An 11,912-nucleotide genomic window follows, 5' to 3' on the forward strand; every position below is an offset into this window, starting at 1 on the left:
GACGAAGGATAAATAAATGTCAGATCAAACCCTTTACCTGATCCAGTCAGATTATGCAGCGACGGTGTCAGTCCTTGATCAGTTAGCACAGCTCCATGCTTCAGATGATCAAGTGGTCCTGATGGGAGAATCAGTGCTGTATCTGGACCATGCCTTCGTACAGCAACTGCCGCAAGTTTATATCCTGAAAAATGATGCAGAAATTCTGATCTCACCTTTATCGGAAAATGTTGTTTTACTCGACTACTCCGAATTTGCAGATCTATGTCTGAAATTTAGTCGCTGCATCTCAATGAAATAATCCATGAGTCACATATGAATCTAGAACTGGACCAAGATGGTCATTTAGTCGATTACACCATCTGGAATGAAGACGTTGCCCAAGTACTGGCAGATACACTAGAACTTCAACTTACTCCTTGGCATTTTGAAGTGCTACAGGCTGTTCGTCAGTTTTATCATCAGTTTGGGCATTCTCCTGCAACCCGTCCGTTGATTAAGTTTTTGATGAAGACAGTGAGTCCGGAAATTAACAATGCCTTATTACAGGAAAAGTTTAATACGGGTCTGGTGGCACGTCATTTAAGCCGACTGGCTGGCATCCCGAAACCTGCGAACTGCTTATAAGTTTTAATCTAAAAAATGGATGAAGAAAAAGCCCGTTTCTACGGGCTTTTTCTTATTAAGCTTATCTATGATCTGTATTCACAACTAAATAAAGCTTTAAACCGGAAGATTAAAAACTATTCTGATCCAATGCATTTAAGGCTTGATCCAGCTGTGGAGAGATTTCAGGCAGAACTTTCTGTAAAAATTCTATTTGAGCTCTCGCTTCTTCTGGAGCAACGACCTGAGCATTCACCAGATTCTGCTGCTGTACCAGCAAACGATCTAGCTGGCGTTCGTCTGGCTTTTCACCTTGACTTAAGCCATTCATCATTTGGGTAAAATCCAGATAAAGCTGGTTTCTCTGTTGTAATAAGACTTGCTGTTCAGAATCCATTTCCGGGTGCCCAGCCGTTCTTGTCGGTACAGCTGCTTTAGGATTTAAACTGGAAATAATCAGTGACTTTGCTGGAAAAGTCATCTGATCATCAGGTTTCAGTATATTGAATTCTGCCTTATAGATATCCCTATGAACCTGATAAGCAATCCCAACCAGAATACCGGTTAATAACATCCCCGCCAGCAGATATAAAGTAAGTGTTTTGTTCCTCATATATGCCACCTACAATGCTTAGAGCAACGTCCATAACACATTGCTCTTTTTAAGCCATTATTTGCTATGGCGTAGACCAGTCTGCTGGGGCATAACCGATCCGGACACGCTGTGGATGATTTCCTACAGGCACACTGGTCACTTTATTTCCTGTCGCGAAATTAATTACGGTCACCACATCCGTTTCACTTTCTGAAATGATACAGCTACGGCCATCCGGACTTCGGGTGGCCCAGTATGGTTTACCTGCAGGAATTAATTTTCCGGCAGTCAGGCTCTTACGATCGACAATGGTGGCATAATTATCCATCGTGCCCGCAACACAGAGTTTTTCACCGTCTGCGCTGATGGATAAACCATGATGCCGGGAATCATTCACCCATTTGGTACGATCTTTGGAAATGCTATCGCTACCTGGCAACTGACCAATACGGGTCACTTTATTCTGGTTTAAGTCATACTCAATCAAACCATTAAAAAATGATACCTGAGCATAGAGTTTGCTTTCATCTTTACTAAAAACCATCGGCCGCACTGAATTAGATAAATCTTTTCGACCAAAAGCATCCAATGCCGGTCTAAAGTCAATTTTTTTAAGTACCTGATGGGTATTGGCATCTGCAATGGTGATATAACGTTTACCTTTAGTGAAATCCTGCCACTGGGCATCCAGAGAGGTTCCTACATTACCAATGGCCGAGTTCAGAATTTTTTTGCCATTATCAAAGTAAATATTTTCATGCGGTTTATCACCTGTCGCAAAACGACCAAGCTCCTTACCCGTATGAATATCTAGTACATGCACCACATTTCCGGATGATGCAGAAACCGCGACACGCTGGCCATCTGGTGAAACTGCCATGTGATCCGCACTGAAGCCTTCAACTGGAGTACGCCAGTTCATCTTGCCGGTCTTGATGTTAATCGAGACCACATCGGCAAAAAACTTGGACGGGATGCGACCACTGACTGTCCATCTGGCATGGAATACATATCGTCGACCAGCTGATCATTACCTTCACCCGCAGTAGCTTAAATATAGGTTTAGGCAATTAGTTTAAGGGATTGAGGTGAATCTCCTTCAGATGCTCCTTACGATCAGGAATCATATTGATCACACCAACCTTGCCAAAGTCACCTGAAGACCGAATCACTGTAACTGTTCCATCCCAGTTATTCCCCACAAAGAAAACTTGCTGGGAATTGGGTGGCTGAGGCAAGGTAGACGAGTCTGCCTGTGCAGTTGAAAAGACTGAGAGCATGACCATCGCGGACAAGCTCATACAGAACCGTGATAATCGTTTTTTCTGGATTTCCATACGGTATTCTCCATATTTTCTATTTTATTATTTTTATTTTTGTTCAATCCACAGTCAGGTCGTGGATCAATCATCCACTATACAATGAAGAAAAAACCATGCTGAATTTTCCGACAGAATAGAAATATGGGAACCCAGAAAAGTTGAAGCATCCATTGATATGAACGCTTCTCAGTAAGATAGTTTTATTGAAGAATACTGAAAATTTTAGATATCTAATACATCCACAAATTTTGCATCTAGAACCTTAACCAGATCCGCAGGTCTTAAACCAATATCTAGCCCGCGTTTACCCCCACTGACATAAATTTTATTCAGCTGTTCCGCTGATGCATCAATGACAGTTTTCAGGCGTTTTTTCTGCCCGACCGGACTAATACCACCGACGAGATAACCCGTTAGACGTTCTGCCTGTTTCGGATCAGCCATTTGTAACTTTTTACAACCAAAGACTGATGCTACTTTTTTCAGGTTTAACTGATGGTTGACTGGAAGAACTGCCACAAAATACTGCTTTTCATCCGTGACCAATAATGTTTTAAATACTTCTTCGACTGCTAGCCCTAACTTTTCTGCTGCTTCCAAACCAAAGCTTTTGGCATTGGCATCATGTTCATATTCGTGAATGCTATATTCAATTTTTTGAGATTTTAATAATTTGCATGCAGGTGTCATAACAGCTTCGATAGTATTTTGACGGGATCTTTATTATAGCTTATCAATTCTGCTTGGGTTTTATTCTGTGATTCTGCATAGCCAATATAATCAATATATGTTCAAAATACAATCAGATACCATTAGCTTTTAATCCAGAATATCTATTCATACTGCACTTTAACTGAACTTAGCTATCCCATTTATCATTGTAATTCCGCATACCAGCTCGTTCTTAAGTTTAAAAATTCATCATTTAAAAACTTAGGCAACATTCAGATGAATAACAACGCCTATACATGAAGTGCCATTTTGCCAATGTTATTGAGCCAACATAAGGAATTACAAATAAAGGTAAGACTTAGAAAATTGAGCACATTCGTCAATATCAGATGAGACCAGTAAAAGATTAATGAAGAATTATAAGTTTTTAATTTTACGTTTGCGATCAGCATTATTTAGCCATTGTTCAGTAGCAATGAGCTTATTTCTTTTTGCAGAAAGATAATGTGTTACTTGCTTTACTAGCGAAATAAAATCCATTTAATACTAAACTTCACTTCATACCATTTATCAAATAACTTTTTGATTTTTATTCCAAGTTTGATATTTTAGTTTGCAGAATAATGAATAGAATGAAATTTTGATTCACCCAAAAATATAATGAAAACTCGGTCTTTTACCGAGCACCATAATTTTTGATATGAGCAGAGACTTCGACTAATAATTTTTATTTTTGACTAGCCATTGCCGAATAAACATTCAATTTAAAAGAATTATGAATAAACATTGAGGTCTAACTTACACAGCATAAATGTAACAATTCAGCCAATTCATCTAAAATCTAAAAATGATGTAAAAGACGAAGATTTGGTAGTTTTGAACATTGCTAAATGCTTGCAAAGTTTTCATTATATGGCCACTGCGTGGTACATGCTTTTCTATGTCAATTCAAAGAAATTATAAAAATAATGTAGGAATTCATGCCATAATAGGCGAAGTTTGTAGACATCTTGCAAACCTATCCTGAAACTTTTTAACTGGAGCACCATAGATGACTTCGACCATTTTGGTTATTCATGGACCGAATTTAAATTTGCTAGGAAAGCGCGAACCCGAAGTTTATGGTTATTTAACTCTAGAAGATATTAATCAGCAGCTTACTGCTCAGGCTGAAAAAGCTACTTTACAACTTGACACTTTCCAGAGCAACTGGGAAGGCGCAATTGTTGACCGAATTCATCAAGCCCAACAAGACGGCGTGCAATATATCATTATTAATCCTGCTGCCCTGACGCATACCTCAGTTGCAGTTCGTGATGCACTTCTTGGCGTGGCAATCCCGTTTATTGAAGTCCACCTGTCTAACGTCCATGCACGTGAGGCATTCCGACATCACTCATATCTATCCGATAAAGCTATTGGCGTGATCTGTGGTCTAGGTGCGAAAAGCTATGCTGCCGCACTCGACTATGTCATTGAAAAAATACAATCTTCTAAACAATCTTAATTAGGAATACTGTCTCATGGATATCCGTAAAATCAAGAAGCTCATCGATTTGATGATTGAATCTGACTTACAGGCGATTGAAGTTAAGGAAGGTGATCAGTCGATCGCTCTGACTCGTCGTAATCCAGTAGTTGCAGCAGCTGTTCCTGCAATGCCTGCACCTGCAGCTGACGTCCCTGCAGCTAAATCTCCTCGTGGTGCAGTTGAAAAATCTCCAATGGTTGGCGTGTTCTATGCGGCTCCAAGTCCAGGCGAAGCACCTTTTGTGAAAATTGGTCAAACTGTTTCTGCTGGTGAAACACTGGGTATCATTGAAGCAATGAAAATCATGAACCCGATTGAAGCAACTCAGAGCGGCGTAATTGAAGAAATTCTGGTGAAAAATGGTGAAGTGATTCAGTTTGGTCAGCCACTTTTCCGTTACCGCGCCTAATCACTTCGGGGATTCATAATGTTGCAAAAAGTTTTAATTGCAAACCGAGGTGAGATTGCCCTGCGCATCGCCCGAGCTTGCAAAACTTTAGGAATTAAAACCGTCGGTGTCTATTCAGACGCTGACAAAGACCTGATGCACTTACGCTTCTGTGATGAAGCCGTGTGTATTGGTCCTGGCGCGAGCAGTGACAGTTACTTAAATATTCCAGCTCTGATTACAGCCGCTGAAATCACCAGCGCAGATGCCATCCACCCTGGTTATGGCTTCCTGTCTGAAAATGCTGAATTTGCTGAAATCGTAGAAAGTTCTGGTTTTATCTTCATTGGCCCGCGTCCAGAACATATTCGCCTGATGGGGAATAAGGTTTCTGCAATTATTGCCATGAAAAAAGCGGGGGTACCAACTGTACCTGGTTGCGATCATGCCGTGACAATTCACAATGCGCTTGCTGAAGCCAAAGAAATTGGTTTCCCCCTCATCGTGAAAGCGGCTTCCGGTGGTGGTGGTCGTGGTATGCGTATTGTAGAACGTGTAGATACCCTGCTTGAATCAGTACAAGCTGCGCAGCGTGATGCTGAAATGTGGTTTGGTGATGACACGGTTTATATGGAACGTTTCCTGCAAAAACCGCGTCACGTCGAAGTACAGGTTCTAGGCGACGGTAATGGTCATGCGATCCATTTATATGACCGTGACTGTTCTTTACAGCGTCGTCACCAGAAAGTACTTGAAGAAGCGCCAGCGCCTTACCTGCCAGAACAGGCTCGAGCTGACATTCTTGAAGCCTGTGTCAATGCTTGTAAATTGATGCAATATCGTGGTGCTGGTACATTCGAGTTCCTGTTTGAAGAAGGCGAATTCTTCTTTATTGAAATGAACACCCGTGTCCAGGTGGAACACCCTGTGACTGAAATGGTCACCGGTATCGACATCATTGAGCAGCAGTTACGTATTGCGGCTGGCTTAGGTCTGAATATCCAGCAAGAAGATGTACGTGTTCAAGGTCATGCGATCGAATGTCGTATCAACGCAGAAGATCCATCGAACTTTATGCCATCTCCTGGCAAAATCGAGACTTTCTATGCGCCAGGTGGTGCTGGTATCCGTTTAGACTCTCATATCTATCCAGGCTATAGCATCCCGCCGTATTATGATTCTATGATTGCCAAGCTAATTGCCCATGGTAAAGACCGTAAAACTGCAATTGCACGCATGAAGCAAGCCTTGGATGAAATGATTCTGACAGGCGTGAAAACCAATATTCCATTACACAAAGATCTGATTCTTCAGGATGAAAATTTCTGTGAACATGCAATGGATATTCACTATCTGGAAAAACATTTGTTAAAGCAGCTTGAAGGTGCTGAAGACAAAGAAAAAGCTTGATTTGAGACATGATCTAATAAAAAACCGCTGAAGTCAGCGGTTTTTTTATATCTAGCCTTCAATCAAGGCAAAATGCGTCGAAGCACAGCAAAACATTGTTCTGCTTTTTCATTGGCACAGAAATTAATGGTATTGGAATTCTGCCACTTCACAAAATACTGCGAAATCTCACCTGACTGATCTACCTGATTACCAGAACAGTCTTTTTCATTATTGTCGTATTTAACCTGCATAATCAGCGCTGGAATCTGTGCAGCCGGATCTTGTGAAGGCTGATAGTCATACAGCCCTGTGGTCCATTCTGAACCACTTTTAATCACGACGTTGTTATTGCCTTTAAAATTATAGTATTCAACACACTTCTTATTATCTGGAATTTCCATTCCCCATAGCCCGACAATTTCAGGACGGGTATTAATGGTAAAAGTATTCGGAACTTCGATAGGTTTCGCAATACTATTTGCAGTTTGATTATTATTTTCTGTTGCCATTAGCCAAGATGAGCTCATGAGCAAGACAAGGCTAAGACAGGTTTTTTTCGTATTCACAGGCTTCGTTTCAATCCTAATAATTAATTTTAACTTATCATATTTTTCGGGATCATATTCTGCTCTGCATCAGTTTAAATACCGAAATAAAACAAATTTTTATCATTATAGTTTAAAAACATGGATTTCCTTTTTTAATTTTTTTGTATATATTTCGTATACAAACGTATATTGATAACATAAGTAAAAACAGATTATTCCAAGAATAAAGTTGTACTTTTGGGTAAAAAGCATTTCCCAAACAAAGTGATATTTCACAAATAAAAATTAGATACAGGACTTAGATTTGCGAATACCTCGAATCACAGACCAGAACTTGAATCCTGAAACATATACCTACTTGGTCATTCTTTTCATTATTTTAGTGACTTGTTTGATTAGCATTATGACCAGGACACAGGATTACTTAGCCATACTCTGGCCTGCCAATGCTGCCTTACTGGCCATGTTTTTACGCTTCCCCCATTTAAACAATATGGGCGGGTGGCTAGGTGCTTTCTGTGCGTTCATGCTTGCTGATCTGGCGACAGGTAATAATCTTTTACAGAGTCTGTTTCTAACGCTTGCCAACTTGATTAGTACTATTGTATCGCTGTTTTTTATCCGATATTTCCAGATCAATTATAAGTACTACAATACTGGCTTCACTTTCGTGCATATGTTCGGCATCTGTGCATTCGCAGGATGCCTGGCCAGTGCAGTGTTTGCCGTTGCGACCTTACCCAATCTTCCCCATTCCTTTATGACCAAGGAAAATTTATGGATAGATTTTGGGCTGTGGTGGACAGGCGAAATGGTAAATTACATTATTGTCCTGCCGCTTTTTCTGGCCTTTCCTAGAACCAAAGATCTCAAATATTTATTTAAAAACCGCAGAAAGAAGCAGAACTCATTGAGTTATTTACTGCCAGCAGGCACGGTAATCCTGTGTATTATCCTGAGCAATATTTTTGTCGGTCCAGGTGCCCTGCTTTATCCTTTAGCAGCTTTAATCTGGGCAGCACTGACCTATCGCATCTTTACGATTGCAATTATTAATGCCTTTGTAATCATTTTGATGTATTACAGCCTGACCCAGTTCTATACCACTACACATGATACGCTGGCAGACTCGACCATTTATATCTCATTAAGGATCGGACTGTTTATGCTGGCATTGTCGCCGCTGATCCTGTGTATTATCAGTCAGAACCGTAACGACCTATTTAAACGCGTATTGTATTTGGCCAATCATGACTGTCTGACGCGGACCATGAACCGGCATTTTTTCTTCCAGAAAGGTGAATATTTACTACAACATTCCAAGAGTGTGCAGTTCTCCCTGATTATGCTGGATATTGATCATTTCAAACGTTTAAACGATCATTTTGGCCATCATGTGGGCGATAAAGTACTGCAACACTTTGCTGAAATCATCCGTTCTAATTTACGTTCTCAAGATCTGTTTGCGCGTATTGGTGGTGAGGAATTTGTCATTTTGCTTTGGGATACTAAACCTTCTAAAGCCCAATTTATTGCTGAGCGTATTCGTGAACTGGTAGCTAAAACGCCAATGTATCAACCTGATGGCTCACCTTTATCGATTACCGTGAGTCTCGGGATTACGCATCAACATGCGCCACTTTCTCAAGATTTACAGCAACTGGTCAATACCGCAGATCAGGCCTTATATCAGGCCAAACACTTGGGACGTAATCAGGTGGTGCTTGCATCCTGAACTGAAACCCTCTACAACCTTATAACAATATCAACGCTAGGGAATGCAGATGAAATTTGAAGAATACTTACAATACGATGGATTAGGACTGGCTGAACTGGTTAAAAATAAACAGATACATTCAAGTGAACTTTTATCAGTCGCTTTAGAACGTAGTGCGAATATTAATCCTGAAATCAATGCCATTATTATTCCCATGCATGAGCATGCCTTGCAGCGTACCCGGCAAGATCTGTCAGGTCCCTTTGCCGGTGTTCCATTTCTAGTCAAAGACCTGTTTCAGGAATATGCAGGTTATCCGACGTCTTATGGATGTCAGGGTTTAAAGCGCATTGGCTATATAGCTGATACCAATGCCGAGATTGTTAACCGTTGGGAACAGGCAGGTATCGTGACCTTTGGCCGTACCAACACTCCTGAATTCGGAATTAAAGGCATTACCGAGCCAGATGCCTGGGGTAGCTGTAAAAATCCGTGGAATTTAAGACATAACAGCGGTGGCTCATCAGGCGGTTCTGCTTCTGCTGTGGCAGCCGGCATTGTGCCAATTGCTGGTGCAGGTGATGGTGGTGGCTCAATTCGTATTCCGGCTTCCTACTGTGGTCTGTTTGGTTTAAAACCAAGCCGTGGACGTACACCGTGGGGGCCGCAAATGAGTGAAGCAATGCATGGTGCTGCCATTCAACATGTACTCACTAAAACTGTTCGGGATAGTGCAGCAATGCTGGATGCCACGCATGGTGAAGATCGCAGTTCACTGTTTACGATTCAACGTCCGCATACACATTATCTGGAAGTGATTCAGCAACCACCAAAAAAATTAAAAATCGCATTTAATACGCGTTCCAGCATCGATACGCCTGTTTCTCAAGATGCTATTAAAGCGGTAGAACAAACTGCCCGTTTACTGGAATCTTTAGGTCATGAAGTCGTTGAGGATCAACCGCAGATTGATGGCATGCAACTGGCTAAAGATTTTATTACGACGTGGTTTAGCCAGTTTTCTTATATGCTGAACGAAATCCAGAAAGGCTATCCATCCAGATCAGGCGATTTTGAACTGGATTCTCTGGCTCTGGCTGCTTTTGGTGCCAAAACAACGGCGATTGAATATATCCAGAATCTGACTAATTGGGGACAATATGTAACCCAGATGAATCATTTCTTTGATGATTATGATCTCTACCTGACGCCAGCCACGGCCACTGTTGCACCCAAAAATGGCGAAGTCAAGACACCAAACTGGCAGAAGCCGATTCTTAAAGCTTTATTAAAAATGAATAAGGCACATCTATTGGCACAAGGTAAGCTGGTCGATCAGATTGTAAAAGAAAACCTGCAATGGGTGCCATTCACCCAATTAGCCAATATTACCGGCCTTCCGGCAATGTCAGTACCGCTTTACTGGAATGAAGATAACCTGCCTTTGGGCTCACAGTTTATTGCACCATTTGCCCGTGAAGATTTACTGTTACAACTAGCCGCTCAATTAGAACAGGCTCAGCCCTGGTTTGATCAATATTCCAAAATCCGCATTTAATCATTCAATCGTATCTTAAACCTGCTTTTGCAGTTCGACTTTGCTGGGTAAGCCAAATACCAGCAATAGGCCCAGCAAGGTCGAGAGCGCAGCAGCAATAAAGATTGATGTTCCACCCACCTGATCCCAATAACGACCGGCTAGAATGCTGCCACTCGCCACGCCTAAGCCCCACATGGTGCTATACAGTGCCTGCCCACGGCCTTGTTGTCCGGCCGAAAAGTTCTGAAAAATAACCCGCATAGCAATCATATGAAATAAGCCAAAACTCAAAGCATGAATGGTCTGGGCAAAAAACTGTGCCAGAAATGACGATGGAAATATGCCGACTGTTAGCCATCTTAAACCAGTCATTAACAGGCATAGCATCACCAGATGACGCCATGACCAGCGTGTCAGAAAAAATGTGGCATAGGCAAACATAATGATTTCAGCAATAACCCCAACCGACCAAAGCAATCCGATCTGACTGGTACTGAATCCATTCTGGCTGAGATAGTTACTATAAAAACTATAAAACGGCGCATGTGAAAACAGCATGATCAGTTCAATCAGAAAAAAACTGTATACCACCGGACGCTTGAAAATCGGCCATAAAGCTTCGAGTTTTTTCTGTGCTGTCGGTGCTGCTGTTGGTTCTTTGATAGTGAACGACCAGAGAAAAGCCAGAAATGAGATACAGAGTAATAAGACTGGTAGCATACTAATGCTAATAATCTCAAAAATGGCACCTAAACCAAATACGCCAATAATAAATCCAATAGAACCCCACTTACGCACTTTGCCATAGAGCTCTGCCCTTTTTTCACCTAACCAGAATAAAGTTACGCCTTCAAACTGAGCCAAAATCGCATTTTGAAAGAAACTGAAAATCAGCATGAGCAAAGCGACTGACTGGAAGCTATTTGGAGTGATAAAAATCATGAACCAGATACAAGCTTCCATCCAGGTAGCTATACGCACCAGCAACATGCGTTTCCCAGATTTGTCTGCAATCCACCCCCAAATAAATGGCGCAAAAAATCGGGTGACAATCGCAATCGAAGATAAAATCCCAATTTCCTGATAATTAAAGCCTTGATCTTCCAGATACAGACTCCAGAAAGGCATGAATGCGCCCACAATCACATAATAAAAAAAGTAGAAAAAACTGAGTCTGTAATGAATAGCTAGAGATTGCATCAGACTAGATACTCTTTCATTTCTGATAACTTAAAATAAATATAAGTTGCGCTGAGTTGCATTGAATGGGTCTCGGTTGGATCTCGATAATCTATAAGATAATCATCTATAGATTCTTCAAAGTTCTTTAACTAATTTGAGAAAAGTTAAATTTTAACTTAATACATTAGCTAAATTCTTAATTTATTCTGCTAGTTCACATATGAGCTTATCAATCGTAATCATTTGATGGATCTAAGAATTAAAATGACTGAGGTTATAACATTTAGACAGCTCAGCACTGCAAAATTCTAAGTTTTGCTCGGGCTTGTCTGTCATGGATATCACCAATAAGAAAAGAAAAAACCCTTGAACCTTACCGGATTTATCGGAGATTTTTTTATTTAAGTTAGGCCACCTGA

Annotated in this window: 11 protein-coding genes and 1 pseudogene; 7 read left to right on the plus strand and 5 right to left on the minus strand. The window is 41.0% G+C overall.

Features of this window, described 5'->3' with window-relative positions:
• The first annotated feature begins 16 nt into the window (after positions 1 to 16).
• Both RJ01_RS11535 and RJ01_RS11540 read left to right on the plus strand, forming a co-directional pair.
• The gene (locus RJ01_RS11535) at positions 17 to 301 is read left to right on the plus strand and encodes a sulfurtransferase TusB (RefSeq protein ID WP_034171185.1); all 285 of its coding nucleotides are present in this window, start codon (positions 17 to 19) and stop codon (positions 299 to 301) included.
• A 14-nt stretch (positions 302 to 315) separates the two neighbouring features.
• Complete coding sequence (locus tag RJ01_RS11540) at positions 316 to 627, plus strand: TusE/DsrC/DsvC family sulfur relay protein (protein WP_004785942.1); 312 nt, start codon at positions 316 to 318, stop codon at positions 625 to 627.
• 109 nt (positions 628 to 736) lie between these two features.
• Here the strand turns inward: RJ01_RS11540 and RJ01_RS11545 are convergent, their stop codons facing one another.
• The 3 genes and pseudogenes from RJ01_RS11545 to ybaK form a co-directional block, all read right to left on the minus strand.
• A complete protein-coding gene (locus RJ01_RS11545; protein WP_034171186.1) occupies positions 737 to 1,219 on the minus strand; it encodes a hypothetical protein in 483 nt (160 codons plus the stop codon).
• A 64-nt stretch (positions 1,220 to 1,283) separates the two neighbouring features.
• Positions 1,284 to 2,538, minus strand: a pseudogene (locus tag RJ01_RS11550) (YncE family protein).
• A 207-nt stretch (positions 2,539 to 2,745) separates the two neighbouring features.
• Positions 2,746 to 3,213: a Cys-tRNA(Pro) deacylase gene (gene ybaK, locus RJ01_RS11555; protein ID WP_034171187.1), complete on the minus strand. Its 468-nt coding sequence runs from the start codon at positions 3,211 to 3,213 to the stop codon at positions 2,746 to 2,748.
• 1,033 nt (positions 3,214 to 4,246) lie between these two features.
• Between ybaK and aroQ the strand changes: the two genes are divergently transcribed.
• From aroQ to accC, 3 genes are read left to right on the plus strand one after another with little or no spacing between them, the layout of a single operon-like run.
• Complete coding sequence (gene aroQ / locus RJ01_RS11560) at positions 4,247 to 4,702, plus strand: type II 3-dehydroquinate dehydratase (RefSeq protein WP_034171188.1); 456 nt, start codon at positions 4,247 to 4,249, stop codon at positions 4,700 to 4,702.
• Between the two features lie 16 nt (positions 4,703 to 4,718).
• The gene (accB, locus tag RJ01_RS11565; RefSeq protein WP_004785952.1) at positions 4,719 to 5,135 is read left to right on the plus strand and encodes an acetyl-CoA carboxylase biotin carboxyl carrier protein; all 417 of its coding nucleotides are present in this window, start codon (positions 4,719 to 4,721) and stop codon (positions 5,133 to 5,135) included.
• A gap of 18 nt (positions 5,136 to 5,153) precedes the next feature.
• Positions 5,154 to 6,524, plus strand: a complete 1,371-nt coding sequence (gene accC / locus RJ01_RS11570; RefSeq protein WP_034171189.1) for an acetyl-CoA carboxylase biotin carboxylase subunit — start codon at positions 5,154 to 5,156, stop codon at positions 6,522 to 6,524.
• A gap of 62 nt (positions 6,525 to 6,586) precedes the next feature.
• Here accC and RJ01_RS11575 read toward each other — a convergent pair whose 3' ends face one another.
• On the minus strand, positions 6,587 to 7,033 hold the full coding sequence (locus RJ01_RS11575) for a hypothetical protein (RefSeq protein WP_034171190.1): 447 nt from the start codon (positions 7,031 to 7,033) through the stop codon (positions 6,587 to 6,589).
• Between the two features lie 325 nt (positions 7,034 to 7,358).
• Here RJ01_RS11575 and RJ01_RS11580 point away from each other — a divergent pair, with 325 nt between their 5' ends.
• Both RJ01_RS11580 and RJ01_RS11585 read left to right on the plus strand, forming a co-directional pair.
• Positions 7,359 to 8,789, plus strand: a complete 1,431-nt coding sequence (locus RJ01_RS11580) for a diguanylate cyclase (RefSeq protein ID WP_034171191.1) — start codon at positions 7,359 to 7,361, stop codon at positions 8,787 to 8,789.
• Positions 8,790 to 8,838: 49 nt separating this feature from the next.
• Positions 8,839 to 10,329, plus strand: a complete 1,491-nt coding sequence (locus tag RJ01_RS11585) for an amidase (protein ID WP_004785962.1) — start codon at positions 8,839 to 8,841, stop codon at positions 10,327 to 10,329.
• Between the two features lie 15 nt (positions 10,330 to 10,344).
• Here the strand turns inward: RJ01_RS11585 and RJ01_RS11590 are convergent, their stop codons facing one another.
• Complete coding sequence (locus RJ01_RS11590; protein WP_034171192.1) at positions 10,345 to 11,511, minus strand: MFS transporter; 1,167 nt, start codon at positions 11,509 to 11,511, stop codon at positions 10,345 to 10,347.
• Positions 11,512 to 11,912 lie beyond the last annotated feature (401 nt).

Origin of the sequence: Acinetobacter sp. YZS-X1-1, assembly GCF_000804305.1 — a bacterium.
In the GTDB taxonomy this organism is placed as follows: Bacteria; Pseudomonadota; Gammaproteobacteria; order Pseudomonadales; family Moraxellaceae; genus Acinetobacter; species Acinetobacter variabilis.